The 18,983-nt window shown below is 70.8% G+C and carries 20 protein-coding genes; 9 read left to right on the top strand and 11 right to left on the bottom strand.

All coding sequences use genetic code 11. The features are described 5' to 3' along the window. Positions 1-5: 5 nt before the first annotated feature. Complete coding sequence (locus tag ACFWHU_RS14535; RefSeq protein ID WP_385792100.1) at positions 6-335, bottom strand: hypothetical protein; 330 nt, start codon at positions 333-335, stop codon at positions 6-8. A gap of 282 nt (positions 336-617) precedes the next feature. Between ACFWHU_RS14535 and ACFWHU_RS14530 the strand changes: the two genes are divergently transcribed. Beyond that, a complete protein-coding gene (locus ACFWHU_RS14530) occupies positions 618-2,621 on the top strand; it encodes an FUSC family protein (RefSeq protein WP_387225072.1) in 2,004 nt (667 codons plus the stop codon). A 68-nt stretch (positions 2,622-2,689) separates the two neighbouring features. Here ACFWHU_RS14530 and ACFWHU_RS14525 read toward each other — a convergent pair whose 3' ends face one another. The 3 genes from ACFWHU_RS14525 to ACFWHU_RS14515 form a co-directional block, all read right to left on the bottom strand. Further along, positions 2,690-3,088: an ATP-binding protein gene (locus ACFWHU_RS14525; protein WP_385792098.1), complete on the bottom strand. Its 399-nt coding sequence runs from the start codon at positions 3,086-3,088 to the stop codon at positions 2,690-2,692. A gap of 110 nt (positions 3,089-3,198) precedes the next feature. Then, positions 3,199-3,591, bottom strand: coding sequence for an RNA-binding S4 domain-containing protein (locus ACFWHU_RS14520; protein WP_383841602.1), 393 nt, complete (start codon positions 3,589-3,591; stop codon positions 3,199-3,201). A 10-nt stretch (positions 3,592-3,601) separates the two neighbouring features. Further along, a complete protein-coding gene (locus ACFWHU_RS14515) occupies positions 3,602-5,290 on the bottom strand; it encodes an ABC-F family ATP-binding cassette domain-containing protein (RefSeq protein ID WP_387225070.1) in 1,689 nt (562 codons plus the stop codon). 447 nt (positions 5,291-5,737) lie between these two features. Here ACFWHU_RS14515 and ACFWHU_RS14510 point away from each other — a divergent pair, with 447 nt between their 5' ends. Next, positions 5,738-6,379, top strand: a complete 642-nt coding sequence (locus ACFWHU_RS14510; protein ID WP_387225069.1) for a DUF6879 family protein — start codon at positions 5,738-5,740, stop codon at positions 6,377-6,379. A gap of 62 nt (positions 6,380-6,441) precedes the next feature. Beyond that, positions 6,442-7,743: a sensor histidine kinase gene (locus tag ACFWHU_RS14505; RefSeq protein ID WP_387225068.1), complete on the top strand. Its 1,302-nt coding sequence runs from the start codon at positions 6,442-6,444 to the stop codon at positions 7,741-7,743. A gap of 121 nt (positions 7,744-7,864) precedes the next feature. On the opposite strand, the gene ACFWHU_RS14500 is transcribed toward ACFWHU_RS14505, so the two are convergent. Further along, positions 7,865-9,931 carry a PhoX family protein gene (locus ACFWHU_RS14500; RefSeq protein WP_385792094.1) on the bottom strand — a complete coding sequence of 689 codons (2,067 nt, stop codon included), beginning with the start codon at positions 9,929-9,931 and terminating at the stop codon, positions 7,865-7,867. 373 nt (positions 9,932-10,304) lie between these two features. Between ACFWHU_RS14500 and ACFWHU_RS14495 the strand changes: the two genes are divergently transcribed. Both ACFWHU_RS14495 and ACFWHU_RS14490 read left to right on the top strand, forming a co-directional pair. Beyond that, complete coding sequence (locus tag ACFWHU_RS14495; RefSeq protein WP_387225067.1) at positions 10,305-11,684, top strand: VWA domain-containing protein; 1,380 nt, start codon at positions 10,305-10,307, stop codon at positions 11,682-11,684. A 110-nt stretch (positions 11,685-11,794) separates the two neighbouring features. Then, the gene (locus ACFWHU_RS14490) at positions 11,795-12,505 is read left to right on the top strand and encodes an AAA family ATPase (RefSeq protein WP_385792092.1); all 711 of its coding nucleotides are present in this window, start codon (positions 11,795-11,797) and stop codon (positions 12,503-12,505) included. 18 nt (positions 12,506-12,523) lie between these two features. On the opposite strand, the gene ACFWHU_RS14485 is transcribed toward ACFWHU_RS14490, so the two are convergent. The 3 genes from ACFWHU_RS14485 to ACFWHU_RS14475 all read right to left on the bottom strand — a co-directional run bounded on the left by ACFWHU_RS14485 (position 12,524) and on the right by ACFWHU_RS14475 (position 15,095). Further along, the gene (locus ACFWHU_RS14485) at positions 12,524-13,342 is read right to left on the bottom strand and encodes a class I SAM-dependent methyltransferase (protein ID WP_387225066.1); all 819 of its coding nucleotides are present in this window, start codon (positions 13,340-13,342) and stop codon (positions 12,524-12,526) included. Positions 13,343-13,384: 42 nt separating this feature from the next. After that, positions 13,385-14,029, bottom strand: a complete 645-nt coding sequence (locus tag ACFWHU_RS14480) for an RraA family protein (RefSeq protein ID WP_387225065.1) — start codon at positions 14,027-14,029, stop codon at positions 13,385-13,387. A gap of 94 nt (positions 14,030-14,123) precedes the next feature. Then, positions 14,124-15,095, bottom strand: a complete 972-nt coding sequence (locus ACFWHU_RS14475; protein WP_385792089.1) for a helix-turn-helix transcriptional regulator — start codon at positions 15,093-15,095, stop codon at positions 14,124-14,126. Between the two features lie 101 nt (positions 15,096-15,196). On the opposite strand from ACFWHU_RS14475, the gene ACFWHU_RS14470 reads away from it, so the two are divergent. Next, complete coding sequence (locus ACFWHU_RS14470; RefSeq protein ID WP_387225146.1) at positions 15,197-15,592, top strand: RidA family protein; 396 nt, start codon at positions 15,197-15,199, stop codon at positions 15,590-15,592. 4 nt (positions 15,593-15,596) lie between these two features. Here ACFWHU_RS14470 and ACFWHU_RS14465 read toward each other — a convergent pair whose 3' ends face one another. Together ACFWHU_RS14465 and ACFWHU_RS14460 are read right to left on the bottom strand one after the other, a co-directional pair. After that, positions 15,597-15,845, bottom strand: a complete 249-nt coding sequence (locus ACFWHU_RS14465; protein WP_387225063.1) for a hypothetical protein — start codon at positions 15,843-15,845, stop codon at positions 15,597-15,599. Positions 15,846-15,880: 35 nt separating this feature from the next. Further along, the gene (locus ACFWHU_RS14460) at positions 15,881-16,066 is read right to left on the bottom strand and encodes a hypothetical protein (protein ID WP_385792087.1); all 186 of its coding nucleotides are present in this window, start codon (positions 16,064-16,066) and stop codon (positions 15,881-15,883) included. Between the two features lie 121 nt (positions 16,067-16,187). Between ACFWHU_RS14460 and ACFWHU_RS14455 the strand changes: the two genes are divergently transcribed. From ACFWHU_RS14455 to ACFWHU_RS14445, 3 genes are read left to right on the top strand one after another with little or no spacing between them, the layout of a single operon-like run. After that, positions 16,188-17,033, top strand: coding sequence for a helix-turn-helix domain-containing protein (locus ACFWHU_RS14455; protein WP_387225062.1), 846 nt, complete (start codon positions 16,188-16,190; stop codon positions 17,031-17,033). After that, complete coding sequence (locus ACFWHU_RS14450; protein ID WP_387225061.1) at positions 17,012-17,203, top strand: DUF397 domain-containing protein; 192 nt, start codon at positions 17,012-17,014, stop codon at positions 17,201-17,203. Before ACFWHU_RS14455 ends, ACFWHU_RS14450 begins: the two co-directional genes overlap by 22 nt. 35 nt (positions 17,204-17,238) lie before the next feature. Then, positions 17,239-17,529, top strand: a complete 291-nt coding sequence (locus ACFWHU_RS14445) for a MazG nucleotide pyrophosphohydrolase domain-containing protein (RefSeq protein WP_387225060.1) — start codon at positions 17,239-17,241, stop codon at positions 17,527-17,529. Positions 17,530-17,535: 6 nt separating this feature from the next. Here ACFWHU_RS14445 and ACFWHU_RS14440 read toward each other — a convergent pair whose 3' ends face one another. Then, the gene (locus tag ACFWHU_RS14440; protein WP_385792083.1) at positions 17,536-18,900 is read right to left on the bottom strand and encodes a hypothetical protein; all 1,365 of its coding nucleotides are present in this window, start codon (positions 18,898-18,900) and stop codon (positions 17,536-17,538) included. Positions 18,901-18,983 lie beyond the last annotated feature (83 nt).

The following is an 18,983-nucleotide window of genomic DNA, read 5'->3' as shown; positions in this document are numbered from 1 at the left end:
GCAGGTCAGTCCTCGCGCGTGTGGAAGTAGTAGAACGTCGCGATCGCCGCCGCCGCGCCCACCACCATCCCGATGCCGGACGACCGCAGCACGCTCGCGTAGGTGAGGCTGTGCAGGAACCCCACGGACACGCCCGCCACCACGCCGAAGGCGATCGCCCGCAGCTCGGGGGTCATCGTCTTGGGAAGCCGCATCAGTACGAAGACGAGCACGGCCACCACGAGGCCGGAGACCACGCCGAGGGTGATCTGGAGCGCGTTGAGCGGGCTGCCGTGGCGCTGGATGAACGGGGCCCAGATGCCGTAGAGGATGCCGAGCGTGATCGGAACCGCCACCGTGTGCAGGGGGATACGGGGCCTCCCACCCCCCGAGGACCGCCCCGAGGACCGCCCCGGAAAGTGCCCCGAGAAGCGCGACGGGCGCGCGTGCCGAGGGCCGGTCGTGCTCCCGTGCGTGGACGTCGGTGCCTGTGTGGCCATGGCAGAGAACTCCTCCCGCTCGTCCCTCTTCCAGAGCACACCCGCCGACGGCCCCCGGCAACTCGGACCGCCACACCCACCCCGCTCCACCCGGCCCGGGGCTGACAGCCCCGCCTCCCATACGTCACTGTGGCCACCGTGATCTCTCCCCGCCCCGACCGGCCCACCACCCGGCCGACCGTCCGGCTCACGCCTCCGGAGTGGCTGCTCAGCGGTCTGCGGCCGAAGCCCGCCCCCATCCCCTGGGCGGCCGTCGTCCGCGCCGCCGTCGCGCTGGCCACGCCGCTCGCCGTGGGACTGGCCGTCGACCGGCCCACGTACGGCGCCCTCGCCGCCATGGGCGCGCTGTCCGGCGTGATCAGCGACACCGCCGGTGCCTACCGGCTGCGGATACTGACCATCGCGATCCCCCAGCTGTTCGGCGCGATCGGCGTCACCCTCGGCACTCTGGTCTTCGGCCACGGCTGGCTCGCCGTCGGCGCGCTCACACTCGTCGCGCTCGTCTCCGGGATGATCTCCTCGATCGGCGCGGTGGCCTCGGTCTCCGGGCTGCTGCTGCTCCTCAACGCGGTCGTCGGCGCCGGTCTCCAGATGCCCGAGCCCTGGTGGCTGCCCCCGCTGCTGCTCTCCTGCGGCGGTCTCTTCGTGCTCGCGCTGTCCCTGCTGGGCTGGCCCTTCCGGGGCCGTGTCGCGGAGCGCACCGCCGTCGCCGACGCGTACCGCGCCTCGGCCGACCTGCTGGAGTCGGCGGGCCGACAGGACACCGACGGGGATTACGACGCGAAGCGGCAGGCCGTCACCGCGGCGCTGAACGAGGCGTACGACCTCGTCCTCGCCCGCCGCGCCCGCGACAACGGCAGGCGCGGCCCGCTCGTACGGCTGCTCTCGCAGCTCAACGTGCTCATCCCGCTCGTCGAGGCCGCGCCCGCCGCCCATCTGCGGCGCCGCCCGCTGCCCGACGAGATCCCGGCCGCCGTACGGAGGTTGGCGCAAGCGGTCGAGGAGGGCCGGCTCGGTGGCGCCGACCTCGATCTGCCGGCGCCCGGCACCCCCTCCGAGCGGGCCGTCGACGCCGCGCTGCGGCACGCCGCGTCCGTCGTGCACAAGCCCGACCCCGACCCGTACAACGTGGACGACCGCCTCGGCCGCCCCGCCGCCCTCGGCGTCCGGATCCGCCGTGCCGGGCGCGACATGCTGTTCAGCGAGTCGTCCTGGCGCTATGGGCTGCGCCTCGCGCTCTGCATCGGCCTCGCCCAGTCCCTGGTGTCGGTGATCGACGTACCGCGCTCGTACTGGGTCGCGCTCACCGTCACCTTCGTCCTCAAACCGGATTTCGGCTCGGTCTTCTCGCGCGGCGTCCTGCGCGCGCTCGGTACGGCGGCCGGTCTCGTCGTGGCCGCCGCCGTGCTGGGGCACGTGCCGCGCGGCTGGTGGGACGTGCCGGTGATGGTGGTGCTCGCCGCGTTCATCCCGGCGGTCTCCGCGAAGAGTTACGGCTTCCAGACGGCGGCCATCACACCGGTGATCCTGCTGGTCTCCGACGTGCTCAACCACCAGGGGTTCGCGCTGGTCGTGCCGCGTCTCGTGGACAGCCTCATCGGCTGCGCGATCGCGCTGGTCGCGGGCTATCTGCTCTGGCCGGAGAGCTGGCACACCCGGATCGGCGACCGGCTCGCGGACGCCGTGGAGGACACGGCGGACTATCTGGCGTACGCGTTCGGCCCGACCACCGGCCGTACGGAGGCGGAGACTGCGGCGAACCAGGCCGAGCGGGTACGGCGCAGGCGCGTCATCTACCGCGATCTGTCCGTCGTACGGACGGAGTTCCAGCGCGCGCTCACGGAGCCGCCGCCGACCGGCACACGCGCCGCCGCCTGGTGGCCGCTGGTCGTGGCGCTGGAGCGGATCATCGACGCGACGACGGCGGCGCGGGTACGCGTCAACCACGGTGCGCCGCCGCCCGGCGAGGCCGAGATCGCGGACGCGGAGAAGCAGTTGCGGGAGCTGGCGGCGCGGGTGCGCTCCAGTGTCGTCCTTGTGGACGTACGCAAGGCGTGGTCGGCGGCCGACGAGGAGGGGGTGCTGGCGCCACTGCGGCAGGAGCTGCGCGCGGCGCAGGCGATCACCTCGCAGCGCCGGTGAGAGCGCCACGGGCCGCTCCCCGCGCCGTCAGCTCGGCAAATGCGGCCCGTTGAGGCGACGCGGCCCGTTCAGTAGTCCGGCGCCTTCAGCGTCACCCAGACCCGCTTCCCCGGTCCCTGCCTCGGCGCCACCCCCCAGTCGTGGGCGAGCGCGGCGACCAGCGCAAGTCCGCGCCCGCACTCGTCGACGGGGTCGGGCGTACGCGGCCGGGGCAGCGAGTCCCCCGCGTCCTCGACCTCCATCCGGAGCAGCCCGTCGGCCCGCCGGACGCTCACCACGATCTCCCGCCCCGGCGGCGACCCGTGCCGCAACGCGTTGGTGACCAGCTCCGACAGCAGCAGAGCGGCCGTCTCGCGCAACTCGCCCGACAGCCCCATGAGCCCGGTAAGGGCCTCCCGCGCACGGCCGACGCTGCGCGGATGGCGGGGAAGCCGAAGCCTCATGTGCTGGTCACAGTCGTGGTTCATGAAGATGACCTTCCCCACGACAGGGGCTTTTACTTTCCGTGCACGTAACGTGACTGAGTGAGGTCAGCGCGGCGCACACGGCGCCGCGCCCTCACAATCCCGAACAGGCCCTAGTGGCCCTGGAGTTCGTCCAGTACGCGCCGCTCGCGCTTCGTCGGGCGGCCCGCACCCCGTTCGCGGACAGCCACCGGACCCGCGAACTCGCGCGGCGGAGGCGGCGGGCTGTTGTCCACGTAGCACTCCACGGCCACCGGCGCGCCCACCCGCTTCCGCACGATCCGCTTCAGCACGACGAGCCGTTCGCGCTCCGCGTGCCGGACCCGGATCTCGTCGCCCACCTTGACCGGAGTCGCGGGTTTCACCCGCTCCCCGTTGACGCGGACGTGGCCCGCGCGGCAGGCGGACGCCGCCTGGGAGCGGGTCTTCGTCAGCCGTACGGACCAGATCCAGACGTCCGCGCGTACCGACCCCTGGTCCTCGGTGACATGAGCTTCAGCAGCCATGCTCCCGAGCTTAGAGCGTGTCCTCCTCAGACGGCTCGGCCATTTCCGACGACGCCTCCAGTACGTCCCGCACCTCGTCCTCCGACGTCTCCCGCAGCTCGTCCCCGACCACCAGCCAGCGCGTGATCCCCACCGATTCCAGGAACGGCAGGTCGTGGCTCGCGATCAGCAGCGCCCCTTCGTAGGACTCCAGCGCGCCCGTCAACTGCCGCACGCCGGCGATGTCGAGGCTGTTCGTCGGCTCGTCCAGCATGAGCAGTTGCGGGGCGGGCGCGGCGAGCATCATCGCGGCGAGGGCCGCGCGGAAACGTTCACCGCCCGAGAGCGTGCCGGCGAGCTGCGCCGCCCGGGCGCCCTTGAAGAGGAAGCGCGCGAGCTGCGAGCGGATGTGGTTGTCGGTGACGCCGGGCGCCATGCGCGCGACGTTCGCCGCGATGCTCAGCTCCGGGTCGAGCACGTCGAGACGCTGCGGCAGGAACCTCAGCGGCACGAACGTGCTGGCCTCGCCCGAGACCGGCGCCAGTTCTCCGGTGAGCGTGCGCAGCAGGGTCGTCTTGCCCGACCCGTTGCGTCCGACGAGGGCGATCCGTTCCGGCCCGCGTACGTCGAGGGTGCCCTCACGAAGCTTCCCGAACCGGGGCCGTACCTCGCGCAGTGTCAGCACCGTGCGGCCCGCGGGCACGGCCGTACCGGGCAGGCTCACCTTGATCTCGGCGTCGTCGCGGATCGCGTCCGCCGCCTCCTCGCGCCGCTCGCGCGCGTCGCTCAGCCGCTCCTCGTGCAGGACCCGCGACTTGCCCGCCGACTCCTGCGCGGCACGCTTGAGTCCGCCCGCGACGATCCGGGGGGCCTTGCGCTGGGCGTTGAGTTTCTTGTCGTGGCGCGCCCGGCGGGCGTTCTTGATCTGTGTCTCCTCCAGCTCGCGCTTCTGCCGGCGTACGTCGGCGTCGGCGGCGCGCAGCATGCGTCCCGCCGCCTCCTGCTCGGTGGCCAGCGCCTCCTGGTAGGCGGACCAGCCGCCCCCGTACCAGCTCACCGAGCCGGACCGCAGCTCCGCGATGCGGTCGACGCGCTCCAGCAGCTCGCGGTCGTGGCTGATCACGACCAGCACACCGGAGCGCCAGGAGTCGACGGCCTCGTAGAGCCTGCGCCGGGCGGGCAGGTCCAGGTTGTTCGTGGGCTCGTCCAGCAGCAGGACGTCGGGCCGCTCCAGGAGCAGCGCGGCCAGGCGCAGCAGGACCGTCTCACCGCCGGAGATCTCGCCGACGGTGCGGTCGAGGTCGATGCCGCCGAGCCCGAGGGAGCCGAGGGTGGCGATCGCGCGTTCCTCGACGTCCCAGTCCTCGCCGACGGTCTCGAAGTGTTCCTCGCGTACGTCCCCGTTCTCGATGGCGCGCAGCGCGTCGCGCCGCCCGGCGATACCGAGGGCCTGGTCGACGCGGAGGGCGGTGTCGAGGGTGATGTTCTGCGGCAGGTAGGCGAGGCTGCCGCCGACGGTGACCGACCCGCCGGAGGGCCGCAGTTCGCCCGCCATCAGTCGCATGAGGGTGGTCTTGCCGGTCCCGTTGGTGCCGACGAGACCGTTGCGGCCCCGCCCGACGCTGAGGGAGAGCCCGTCGAGGACGGGCGTGCCGTCCGCCCACTGGAAGGACAGCGCGGAGCAGGTCAGGGAGGCGCCGGGGGTGATGGGTTGACTCATGGTGGTGTCCTCGCGGGGGCGCGGTGGGATGGGGGACGTCGTATGCGACCACCACGCGGCGACCGGGCCCGTACGGGCCGGCGGGCTTGAGCCCAGGAGAGGAGATGCGGCTGTCCGTCGGTCCGTGAATCAGGGGACGGCAGATGCATCGAGGTCGCTGCCACGCGGGCGTACGGCGGAGAGCGGCGTGAAGCCGGGAGCCGTACGGCGTGCTGATCGCGAACCTCAGATGCGCAACGTCCACCTCTATCGGAGACGACAAGGACGGGATCGACGATAGGCGACGCGGGCGGCGGAGGCAAAGGACTTCCGGGCACCGGCGGAAGGACTTCCGGGCTCCCCCGCAGGGGGGCGCGACGCGCGACCGGATGCGCCCTGTCGCCGACCGCCCACCCGGCGCTACGGTGCCCGGCAGACCCAGACCACCCGTCCGCCCAGGGGGGACCCATGGCCCGACGACTCAGCAAGGTCGGTACGAACAGTGGAAACGGCAACTGCCCGACGCTCTACGAGGTGCCCGGAACGGACGACTACGTGGTGCAGGGCGACACTGTCACCGATCCGCGGGAGCTCACCCAGCTCCACCATCTGACGGAGCGCGAGGGGGCGGTCGTGGTGCCTCGCGAACTGCTCGCGAACTTCGGCCCGAAGGAGCCCGTGCGGGTGCCGCAGTGGATCTCCCCGGAGGAGTTCGGCGGGATGTTCACCACGGTGAAGCACAGCGTGTGGGGGCTGGAGACCCGTCGGCGCTACGCGAGCGACGGACGGACCCGCGCCCGTGCCGAGCGGCCGGCGCCGGGGAAGCGCTTCGAGCGCGTACGCCTGGTCGACGCGACCGAAACGGCCGACACCGCGGACACTCGCGTGCGGACGCGGGTCGGGGAGGACAACCGGACCCTGTCCCGTGAACGCGCCGCCGAACTCGCCCTCCCCGAAGCCGACTTCTGGATCTTCGACTCACGTGTGGTCGCGCTGCCGCACTTCGACGCCGACGACGAGCCGGCCCGCGTCGAACTGATCACGAACCCGGTCGACGTCCTGCGCTACGCACAGGCCCGCGAGGCGGCATGGCACCACGCGACGCCGTAGGAACGAAACGCCCGGCCCGGTCGGCCGTCGGACGCACGGCGGTGCCCGCTTAGGCTCGCAACATGAACCACCCGCGCGAGGACCGTCGCCGGCCCGACTCCGTACCGAGGTCGATGCTGCCCGGCGCACTGGTCTTCCGCGAGGAGGACGGCCACGGCGGTGGCGGCGGTCCCGTCCGCCGCACCGCCCGTGACTGGGTCGTCGACGCTCTCGCCTTCGCCTGGGCGGTGGGCTGGTGGGCACTGCTGGTGACCCGGCTGTCCACGTACAGCTACCTCCCGGACTGGCTCGTCGCGCTGGACGCGCCGCTCGGAGCGGTCGCCTGCCTCTCCCTCTGGTGGCGCCGCCGCTTCCCCCTCCTCGTGGCCCTCGCCCTCGTGCCGGCCGGCGCGCTCGCCAACAGCGTCGTCGGCGCCGGGATGGTGATCATCCTCAACCTCGGGCTGCGCGTGCCGTGGCAGCGCTCGGTGCCGGTGCTGTGCCTGATGATCGCCACGGTCGCGCCCTACGTCCTGATCTACTCCGTGCCGTACGAGGGCGGCTGGGCGGCGGCGGGCTTCGTGCTCGCCTACTACCTGGCCTTCTTCGCCTGGGGCAGCGCGCTCCGCGCCCGCCGGATGCTCGTACTGAGGCTGCGCGAAGACGCCGACCGGGAGCGCGCGGAGCACGCGCGCCGTCTCGCCGACACCCGTCGCGCCGAACGCACCGCCATCGCACGCGAGATGCACGACGTCCTCGCCCACCGCATCTCGCTGCTCTCCGTGCACGCCGGGGCCCTCGCGTACCGCACGCGCCGGGCCGACGCGGGGGCCGGTCCGGCGCTGAGCGGCGCCGAGATCGCCGAGAGCGCGCAGGTCATCCGTGACAACGCGCACCAGGCGCTGGACGAGCTGCGCGACGTTCTGTACGTGCTCCGCACCGACAGCGGCGACAGCGGCGAAATCGCCCCGCCCCAGCCGAAGATGGCCGACCTGGAGGATCTCGTGGAGGAGGCGAGGGCGACGGGCCAGACGGTGGACTTCCGTACGGAGGGCACGGAGGGCGCCCGCTCGCCACGGCCGCAGCTCCAGCGCACCGTGTACCGGGTGGTCCAGGAGGGCCTGACCAACGCCCTTAAGCACGCGCCCGGTTCACATGTGACGGTCCGGGTGCGCGCGGACTCGGGTACGTCGGGTACATCGGGTACGGAGATGACGGTCGTGGTCACCAATCCGCTGCCGGCCGACACGGCCGAGTCGGAGATCCCGGGGGCGGGCGCGGGGCTGACCGGTCTGCACGAGCGCGTCGAGCTGGAGGGCGGCACGCTTCAGCACGGCTCGGTGGACGGCACGTTCACCCTCCGGGCGCGGCTGCCCTGGCACTGAGCGGGCCCGCCCTCAATCGCCGGGCAGGCTTGTTCTGTCCTCAATCGCCGGACGGGCTGTTTGTGCCCTCAATCGCCGGGCGGGCTCATTGAGCCCGTCCGGCGATTGAGGACGAACCACGTCAGACGCCGATGTCGCCGCCGTCCTTGCGCCAGACCGCCACTACCGCGGGGCGGACCATCTTGCCGCGGCCGTCGGGCCACGCGCTCAGCGGGTTCTCGACCGTCGCGCCGTCGATCTCGCCCGGGTGCTGCACCGCGACCAGGACACGCCGGTCCTGGATGATCGGGCCACAGGTCTCCGCGCCGTTGGGAACGGTGAGGAACTGCTTCAGCTCACCGCGCCGCTCCCCCTGCGTCGCCACGCCGAACAGGCCGTCGTGCGAGCCGAGTTGCGCACCGTCCGTGGAGATCCACAGGTTGCCGTGGTCGTCGAACGCCACGTTGTCCGGGCAGGAGATCTGGCTGACCTTGTCCTTCGGGAAGCCGGCGAAGTACGTCGCCGGGTCCTTCGGGTCGCCCGCGACCAGGAACAGCCGCCAGGCGAACCCGTCGCCCGCCGGGTCGTCCCAGTTCTCGGCCAGCTCCAGGATCTGACCGTGCTTGTTGGCCTTGCGCGGGTTGGCCTCGTCGGCCGGGGCCTTGCCCGCGGCGCCGCGGTCCGAGTTGTTCGTCAGCGCGACGTAGACCCGGCCCGTGCGCGGCGAGGGCTCGACGTCCTCGGGGCGGTCCATCTTCGTGGCGCCGACCTTGTCACCGGCCAGGCGCGTGAAGACGTACACCTCTTCGGCGGTCATGCCGGGCACGTGCGAGACGTCGCCGGTGGCGAGCGGGATCCACACGCCGGAGCCGTCGAACTCGCCGTCCTTGGGGAGCTTGCCGCTGCCGTCGACGTCCTCGACCGGGCTGTCACCCGTCAGCTTCGCGACGTACAGCGTGCCCTCGTCCAGCAGCGTGAGGTTGTGGTCGCGGGCCGCGCGGCTGTTGCCCTTCTTCATCGCCTTGGACGACACGAACTTGTAGAAGTAGTCGAACTTCTCGTCGTCGCCCATGTAGACGACGGCGCGGCCGTCGCTGGTGAGGCGCGGCTGCGCGGCCTCGTGCTTGAAGCGCCCGAGCGCCGTGCGCTTGCGCGGCGTGAAGTCGGGGTCGTACGGGTCCAGCTCGACGACCCAGCCGAAGCGGTGCGCCTCGTTGGGCTCCTGCTTCAGGTCGAAGCGCTTGTCGAACTGCTCCCACTTGCGCTCGGTGGCGGTGGTACCGATGCCGTAGCGCTTGTCGGTGGCGCTCGACCCGTTGGCGAAGTACTGGTTGAAGTTCTCCTCGCCCGACAGGATCGTGCCCCACGGGGTGGTGCCGCCGGCGCAGTTGTTGAGCGTGCCGTAGACCTTCTTGCCCGTACGGTCGACCGAGGTACGGAGCAGCGCGCTGCCCGCGGCCGGTCCGGTCAGGCGGAATTCGGACGTGACGGTGATACGGCGGTTCAGCTCGTGACGCGGTACGACGGTGAGCTTTCCGCTGCGCGGCTGCTCGTCCACCACGACGACCGACAGGCCGTGCGCGGCCCAGGCGATCTCGACCTGCTCGCGGGTGGGCTTGTCGGCGTCGTAACCCTTGAACATCAGGATTTCGTCGGTGTACTCGTGGTTGGCCACGAGGAGCTGCTTTCCGCGCTCGCTCTTGAGCGGGAGAAGGCTCAGGAAGTCGTTGTTGTAACCGAACTGGCCCGCCTGCGCCTTGGCGGTCTGCTTGTTCGGGTCGAACTCCGGTGCGCCGCGCAGGATCGGGTCGCCCCAGCGGATGACGATGTTCTGCGTGTAGCCGTCGGGGACGGTCACCTTGTCGGCGGTGTTGGGCGCGACGGGCGCGAAGCGCAGCCCGCGGGCGCCGTCGGGCTTCTTGCCGCCCTTGCCGTAGCCGTTGTCGCCCGCGGCGAGGGGGGTCGCGGAGGCCGGGGAGTTGCCGGGTCCTGCGACGAACGCGGTTCCAGCGGCGGCGGCGACGGTCACCACGGCGGCGCCGCGCATGATGGAGCGACGGGAGAGGGCACCGGCTATTACGTCGCCGACGTACTCGTTGTCACTGGTGTTGGGCGTCTCGTGGAAACAGGCGTCACCGCAGCGGTAACGGCAGGTCATGGCGGAACGTCCGCCCGGGTGCGAGTTGAGCAGCGGCAGCAGTTTGCGCACTTTCCCCTCCGGTGGGCTTTGCTCGGCGCGCCCTGCGCCGACATTGTGTCGGGATATGTACGGCGGTGACGCTATGCGCGTAGGCCCCCGGTTCAGCGGCCTCAAGATGAACGCGGAATGAATGTGAGCCGACCGGGCATTCACGGGGTCTCCGGAGGCCATCGGCGGGGGATCGGCCGGAGATCAACCGGGCATCCGTCGGAGGCACATTCCAGGTCGCGGGGCGCCCCTGCCGGGGCAGGCGCCGGGTGGCCGCTAACCTTACGTATCCGCCGTGGCCAGGGATGCTGAGTTTCGGTCGGGGTACGTCCCCGGATCCCCTGTTCCAAGTACGGATATATGCCGCACCCAACTCATCTGAAAGGCCTCGCCCATGGGCATTCGGAGCTTGCTGCGCAAGGTGTTCGGCCGCGAGCGTGCGGAGAGTGACGAGTCGGTGGCCACGTCGGTGCCGGCCCAGACCGATCGCTCGCACCGGCCAGAGCCCACAACGCCCTCCGCGAGCACGACGACCGAGACGGCGAAGGCCACCGCCAAGGTGCCCGCGCCGGCCAAGGAGCCGTCACCCGCCGCGGACGAAGTGACGGCTGAGAAGGCCACGCCGAAGACGAAGACGGAGCCGAAGAGGAAGACGGAGGCGGAGAAGGCCGAGGACCTGGTCGCCGCCGCCTTCGACAACCCCAGCGTCCCGGCGCAGACGAAGCGGGAGGAGCCGAAGACGGCGACGGTCCCGGCCCAGGCCCAGTCCACGCCGGAACCGGATCCTGAACCGGTGGTCGAGCCGGAGCCCGCGAAGGCGGCGGAGCCGGTGGCGGAGGTCGCCCCCGAGCCCGAGCCGGTCGTCGCCCCCGAGCCTGAGCCGGTCGTCGCCGAGGTCGTACCGGAGCCCGTCGTCGCGGCGGAGCCCGAGCCGGAGCCGACCCTCGCGCCCGTCGCCGAGGCCGTACCCGACCCGACACCCGAACCCGAGCCGGTCGTGGCCGAGGTCGTACCCGACCCGGTCGCGGTCGTGGTCGTACCGGAGCCGAGCCCCGAACCCGCGCCGGCAGCCGAGCCCGCGGGCAAGCCCGCGAACTCCGCCGCCCGCGTCAAGACCAGCGCGCCCGACCTCCTCGACTCGTACAAGGCCGCGGGCACCGCGCTCAAGGCCGCCGGTCTGGCCGGGGAGCGGGCGACCGTCTACCTCGTGCTCGACCGATCGGGTTCCATGCGCCCGTACTTCAAGGACGGCAGCGCGCAGCACCTCGCGGAGCAGACACTCGCGCTCTCGGCCCAGTTGGACAAGAAGGCGACCGTGCAGGTCGTCTTCTTCTCGACGGACATCGACGGTACGGGCGAGGTCTCCCTCACCTCGTACGAGAGCCGGGTGGACGAACTGCACGCCGGGCTCGGCCACATGGGCCGTACGAACTACCACCGCGCGGTGGAAGAGGTCGTCGCCCTGCACGAGAAGTCGGGCAACTCCGGCCCGGCGCTGGTGATCTTCCAGACGGACGGCGCGCCGACGGCCAAGCAGGCGGCGGAGAAGGCGTTCGCGGACGCGGCGAAGCTGCCGCTGTTCTGGCAGTTCGTGGCGTTCGGCGAGCACGACGCGAAGGGCTTCGACTTCGCGCGCAAGCTGGGCGCGGACGAGAAGGCGCCGAACGTGGCGTTCTTCCACGCGGGCCCGGCCCCGAAGGACCTCCCGGACGCGGAGGTCTACGGCAAGCTGCTCGAGGCGCTCCCGGCCTGGTGGTCGGCCCGCAACTCCTGAGGCCCGCCAACTGATCCACCCCGCGACACCGAGCACCACCACGAGACGCGCCCTCCGGTCGACCACGGAGGGCGCGTCTCGTTGTTCCGTCCCTGTGAGAGGGTCGAGAGGTGATCGTCGAACGTGCGTACGCGTCAAGGCCCCCGGACGAAGCGGATGTCTGGCCCTGGTCGGTGCCGTGCGTCGCCGAGTTGCTGGCGGACGGTCTGAACTTCAGCGCCCCCGTCACCTTCCTCGTCGGCGAGAACGGCTCCGGCAAGTCGACGCTCGTGGAGGCGCTCGCGGAGGGCTTCGGCCTCGACCCGTGGGGCAGCTCGCACGACTGGCGTTACGCGAGTCCGCGCTCCAAGTCGCCGCTCGGCGAAAGGCTCCGCTTCGACGCGGCGTCGGGCCGCGGCAGACGGATGCTCGGCAACTGGTCGGCGCGGCAGGGATTCTTCCTGCGCGCGGAGACGGCGATGGACGCGCTGAAGCGCGAGAGTTTCGACCCGGAGTCGGCCAGCCACGGCGAGGGCTTCCTGGCGGTGTTCCGGCAGAAGTTCCAGCAGGCCGGGCTGTATGTGATGGACGAACCGGAGGCGGCGCTCTCGTTCCAGTCCTGCCTCGAACTCATCGGTCACATGGACCAGTTGGCGAAGAACGGCGGCCAGGTCATCTGCGCCACGCACTCCCCGCTGCTGACCGCGCTCCCGGGCGCGGACATCATCGAGGTCGGCGACGACGGCATGCGCCGGACCACCTGGGACGACCTGGCCCTGGTCGACCACTGGCGCCGCTATCTGTCGGATCCGGGGATGTATCTGCGGCACATCCTCGACTGACGACGGGATCCGCGACGGTCACACCGTTCGCGACACCCGCAGCTCCGTGAGGTACCGCTTGGTGATCCGGCCTCCGTACCGACCGTCGATCAGTCCCGCTACGCACCCCAGCAGCCCCGCCCGGGCCTCCGGCGGCAGTGCCCGGTGGCCGGAGTAGGTCAGCAGGACGTCCAGGTACTCCGACGTCGTGTACGTGAGGTCCCACTCGTGGCGCCGGACGGCGACAGGGCCGAACCGGCCGCTGCGTGCGACCTCGTCGTCGTGGTCCGAGGTGTCGACATCAGCCGCGGCGGGGGGCCGCAGCCCCGGAGGCGTCGCCGGATCGAAACGCTCGTAGCAGCCCTGGACCTCGACGAAGAACTCCTCGCTGCCGCCCGCCACATGCTGCGTGGCGACCACCGCCAGCGCCCCGCCGGTCCGCAGTGCGTCGGCGGCTCTGACCATCCGGACCGCCGGGTCGATCCAGTGGAACGCCGTCGCCGAGACGACCGCGTCGAACGGCTCCGGCGGCAGCGGCCACGTCTCGAAGTCCGCCGTCACGACGTCGACCGACGACCCGAACCGGGCCAGGTTCCGCCGGGCCACGGCCGCCATGCCCGCGCCCAGTTCGACCGCGGTGATCCGGCAGCCGCGCTCCGCGAGCGGCACGGTCGCCTTCCCGGTGCCCGCGCCCACCTCCAGTACCCGGCTCCCCGGCCCGGTACCGGCCAACGCGTCGAGATCGTCGAACAACTCCACCGGATACCCGGGCCTGGCCCGGTCGTACAACTCCGCGTCCTCGTCGAACGTCCGGCTCAGACGGTTACGGCGCGTCTCGTCAGGCGTGTCGTCGCGCATGCCCGCATGCTAGAGATCACCTCCGGCGACGATCAACCGGGTTTACCGCCCACCCGCGCCACCCGCCTGATCGAAGTCACCCTCGGCGAGGATCTTCTCGACTCGGGCCCGGTGCGCCGTCTCCCAGTCGTCCAGGGTTTCCGCCGCCTCCTTCGCCAGCTTCGCCCGCGACGCCGCAAGCACCTCTTCCCGGCGGGCGCGCGGCGTCACCACGATGCCCTCCTCGTCGGCCACCACGATGTCGCCCGCGTTCACCACCACCCCACCGCACCGCACTTCGCGGTTCAGCGGCTCCACCGTCGCCTTGATCCCCGGAACCGGCATGAGACCGCGCGCGAAGACCGGGAAGTTCAACTCCCGCACCTCCGCCAGATCGCGCATCACCCCGTCGAGAACGAACCCCGCGATCCCGCGCCGTTGCGCGACAGCGCACACGTTCCCGCCGGCGAGCGCGTAATCCACGTCCCCCGCCTGTACGACGATCACCGAGCCCGGCTCCGCGCGGTAGATCGCCGCGTGCAGCATGAGGTTGTCACCGGGCGCGCACCGCACGGTGAAAGCCGGACCGGCGATGCGCGGCACCGAGGGCCAGAGCGGGCGAATGCCGATGTCCATGACCTGTTCGCGGCCCAGGGATTCGGCGAGCGTGGTGGGGGAGATGTCCTTGAAGCCACTGACGTCGTTCATGTACTTCCTCCGTCCGGACGCCCTCCCACGGAGGACTGGGCCTGCCCGAAGACTACCGACGACCACCGGCGCCGCTCCGATGCCGAACGCGCCGCTACAAGTCCCCGTAGCGAGCGGCGATCTCGGCGGCGCGCTCGCGCAGGGACGTGCGCAACGACCGCGGGGCCAGGGCCTCCGCGTCCGTACCGAGCTGCCACAGCGCCCATTCGGCATGCCGGAAATCCTGAAAGGTCACCTCCAGCCGCGGCCAGCCGTCCGCGGCGGGTTCCTCCGCCCGGACAGCCAGCGCGGAGTCCAGCAAGTCCTCCCGGCGCACCGGCTTCACCCGTACCAGCACGGTGATGTGGTCGCCGCCGGAGAGAAACCGCGCGGAGCGTTCCCGCCAGATCCGGTCCAGATCCACCCGGTTCGGTCGCTCGGCCGCTTCGGGAAGCTCCTCGGCGGCCAGCACCCGCGACAGCCGGTAGGTACGGTCCGCGCCGGACCTCGTGGCCAGCAGGTACGCCCGGTCCCGTACGGTCACCAGCCCGATCGGGTCCACCGTCCGCCACTGCGGCGTCTGGCCCGTGGCCGCGTAGTGGATGCGCAGCTTGTGTCCGGCGAGCACCGCTCGCCTGACCTCGATCATCGTGGTGTCGGGCACCTCGTCGGTGACCAGCCTGCGTGAGAGCAGATCGGTCTCCGGGTCGACGAGAAACCGCTGGGCCGCGTCACTCGCGGAGGCCCGGTGGCTTTCGGGCAGCGCGTCGACCACCTTCCGCATGGCCGAGGCGAGAGCCGACCCGAGGCCGAACACCAGCTCGCCGCGCCCCGATCCGGCGGTCAGCAGGGCGAGTGCCTCGTCGTGGTTCAGTCCGGTCAGCTCGGTCCGGAAACCGGGCGACAGGACGAACCCGCCGTGCCTGCCGCGTTCGGCGTAGACCGGGACGCCGGCCGCGGACAGCGCCTCGATGTCACGCAGCACGGTGCGGGTGGACACCTCCAGCTCGCGGGCCAGCGTGTCCGCGGTCAGCCGACCGCGCTGCCGCAGCAGGAGCACCAGCGAGACCAACCGGTCGGCGCGCATCCGAAAACTCTATCGAAATACGTGACCAACGGTGTCGTGATTTGTTGGGAGGCTCCTCGAAGAAGGACGACTTGGACGAAACAGATGGAGCTGAAGTGGCAGTGGAACGAGTGGCGGTCAACCCGGTCACGTGGTCGTTGGACATGGGCTTCAACCAGGGCGAGGTCGTCTCCGGTCACACCCGGACCCTGTACATCTCGGGCCAGACCGCGATGAGCGACGACGGCAAGCCCCAGCACGAGGGCGACATGGCGGAGCAGCTGGCGCTGAGCATCGACAACCTGGAGGCCGTGCTCGACGAGGCCGGCATGTCTCTCGCCAACCTCGTCCGGCTCAACGTCTACACGACCGACGTCGACCTGCTCTTCCCGCACTACGGCGTGCTGGCCGCGCGGTTGGGCGCCGCCGGGGTGGCGCCGACCACCACGATGCTCGGGGTGACACGACTGGCGATCCCCGGCCAGCTGGTCGAGCTTGAGGGAACCGCCGTCGCCTGACGGTCTACAACCGCCCCCGCCGGCTGTGCTGGTTGCGCTCCGCCAGACGCGCGCTCAGTCCGGTCGGAGGCGGGGCGGGCGTGACGTAGTCCGGGCACTTCGGGCTGCCGCACTCGCACTTGGGCCACGCGAGCGCGGCACCCGGTCCGAGAAGCTGCGCCGTGTCGTTGTCGCCGTCGCCGTCGCTGCCGCTGCCGCTGCCGCTGTCCAGTTTCCGCACCACCAGCACTCCATCCGTACCGAACGCACTCATCAACCGGGACAGAAACCGCCGCGCCTCGCTGCCGCTCACTCCGCGACCCGCCGCTTCAGCCCTTGCTCAACGCGCCGGAGCAGCTCAGGTGTCACCGGTGCGTACACACGGGGGACGGAGTCGGGTACGAGCCGCCAGAAGCCGCCGCCGTGCACGACGGCATCCAGCTCGGCCACCTCGGCGGTGACGCGGGACGCCGTTCGAGCGTCAGGTTCGAACATGTGAGGGACGCACCTTCCGTCATTGCGCAATTACGTTCCGTGCATCAAGAATCGGCAGATACGGCCGTGTCCAAAAGGGCTTGGCCATGGCCGGGTTGCCGTGGGACACAGGGGAGTTGTCATGGGCGCACGGAAGTCGAACGCAGGTCAGAGGCCGTCGGCACGGCAGATGCTCGCGAAGGAACTGGCACGGTTGCGCGAGGAGTCGGGCAAGTCGTTGGCCACGCTCGGCGAGGAGACGACTTATGACCGTGCGTATCTGCACAAGCTCGAAACGGGTGCGCGGGTGGGCTCCCCGGAGGTCATCGCGGCGCTGAGCGCGGTGTACGGGACGGGTGAGCAGTTGTCGATGCTGTGGCAGTTGGCACGGGAGGACGCGTTCGCGGACAAGTACAAGCGGTTCATGCAGCTGGAGGCGAAGGCGACGGTTCAGTACGCGTATTCCGTCGGCGCCATTCACGGTCTCCTCCAGTCGGAGGGCTACGCCCGTGAGGTGTTCCAAGCCACTCGACCGCGCGATGAGAACGAACTGTCCGAAGACGTCGCCGCGCGGCTGGGGCGACAAGAGCTGCTGCGACGTGAAAACGCTCCGCACTTCCGCGCGATCCTGGACGAGTCCGTGCTGCGTCGGAAAACCCGCGAACCCGACGAGTGGACGAAGCAACTGGAACACCTCCTGGACGCATGCCAGTTGCCAAACGTCACGCTTCAGGTGTTGCCTTTCGATGCGGGGCCACACGGCTTGTTGGGCACGTCGGTCACTGTCCTCTGGCTTCCGGACGGCAAGGCCGTCGCCTACACGGAAGACGCCCACTCGGGGCAGTTGATCGAAGATCCGTCAGAGGTCGAGAAGCTCCGCCTGTCCTACGATCTACTGAGGGACTTGGCCCTGTCGCCTCGGGATTCCGTGGCGTTCATCGAGCGACTGCTGGAGGACAACAAACCATGCGCCCCCGACCCGACCTGAGCACGGCACAGTGGCGTAAGTCGAGCTACAGCAACGGCGACGGCGGTCAGTGCGTCGAGGTCGCCCCCGGCCACCCCGGCGTCGTCCCCGTCCGCGACAGCAAGACCCCCACCGGCCCCGTCCTGCTCCTCACCCCCACCGCCTGGGCCGCCTTCGTACGCTCGGTCTGATGCGTCTACAGCGTCTACGGAGGGCTTGAACACGCATGGAGCTCCACGAGTTGAACCGGCACGCGCGTGGCCGGGTGTGGACTCGCGAGGAGTTCATGCTCGGCTTCGTCGGGGACGTGGGCGATCTCGCGAAGCTCGTCATGGCCGAGGAGGGCGCCCGCCCCGGTGGCGGGCGGGCGGCCCTCGAACACGAACTGGCCGACTGCCTCTGGTCCGTACTCATCCTCGCCCACCGGTACGGCGTGGACCTCGACCACGCGTTCCGGCGGACCATGGACGAACTCGACACCTCGATCCGCGCCCAACTGCCCCCGAGCGCGGAATGAGACCGGTCAGTCGACGACGTACCACTCGTCCTTCAGGTACCCCATGGTGGAGCTGCCGATCTCGCTCTCGGAGAAGGTCACCGAGGCCCTGACCGCCTCGGCAGGGATCTCGAACTTGTCGGGGGCCGTCTCGGTCACGCCCCCCGGATCGACCGTCGCCGTCTGGAGAGCCTTCTTCTTCCCTGGCGGGATCATCTGGAACGTGATCCGGAACGTCGACTCGCACGGACCGAACCCCTGGTCCTCCGCCTGCTTCGCCGCGGGCCCCGCCACCTCGCAGACCGTGTCGATGTCCTCCCGGCCCACGGCGTGGAGGAACTCCTCGTACCGCTTGATCGCGCCGTCCTTCGTCTTGGGCGAGTTGGGCGCGGGCTGCTCAGCAGGCGGGTCCGCCGGGGGATCCGCCGGCGGCTTGTCCGCGCCCCCGCAAGGCTTGTCCGTGAAGATGCCCGGCAGTAGACGCTTCGGGTACGGGCCCCTCGGCCCGTTGTGCCCCTTCACATGCGGCTGCGCACCCCACCACCCGGCGTACCCCGCCCAGGGCTCACCGTTGACGGGGCGGACGTTCTCCCACGTGCGCCACTCACGGCCCTTCTTCGACGCCCGGTCGACCCCGTGGACTCCATCAGTCGGGTACGAAGCGTGTGAACCGAGTGCCGAGTACACCGTCGGATGCCCGTCGCTCGGGTTCAGGTCCGACCACTTCACGCTGCACGGATCGCTGCCGTGCTTGGCGAACGTCGTAGCCTCCGGCTTTCCGTCGCGCAACTGGACCGCGACGCGCTCCCAGTCGCCCTCGTGCTTGTTGCCCAGAGCCGACAGCCTGTTGTAGGGGTAGAAGAACCAGTACACGTACGCCGTCCGCGCCGGGTCGGTCTTGTGCTTGTGGTACTCCCAGTAGACCGGCGCGCCGGTGCCCTCCCCCTTCCGTACCTCGTCCGGCGGGTCGAGAAAGAACCTGGCCTTTTCATCGGTCGTGGCGAGCTGCTTGTCCCGGTGTCCGGGGCAACCCACCGGCGTCGAGGAGGGTTTACCCGGCTCGATTTCCGCGTGCCGGTAGCCGTCCTCGCCGGCACCCTCACCCAGCAGCCGGGGCTCGACCGGGTCGGCCACCGGCGGCTCGTCACGGCAGAAGCCGCCGTCGTGGTCGTAGCGCAGCACCGAGCGCTCGATGAATCGCGTCGCGTCCATCGGCATCAGCGACTCCTTCTCGTGGAGTCGCACCAGTGGCGCGAACTGAGCCGCCGCGGTCGCGGACGCCTCCGAGGGCTCCGCTCCCGTGTACTCCTTCTCCTTCTCCGGACCGCACGCGACCAGGGCCACCGAGGCCGACACCGCCACGCACACCGTCGCCCGCACACGAACTCTCACCGATCCCCCTTCGGTCGCCCGCCACCGGCGGACAGGCACGTCTGGACACCACGCGAAATCCGGCGCGACGGTTCCCCCGTCCC

It is taken from the genome of Streptomyces sp. NPDC060366 (assembly GCF_042725135.1).
Classification (GTDB): Bacteria; Actinomycetota; Actinomycetes; order Streptomycetales; family Streptomycetaceae; genus Streptomyces.
The sequence above is the reverse complement of the archived record's forward strand: the minus strand, read 5'-3'. Positions and strand labels throughout refer to the sequence as shown.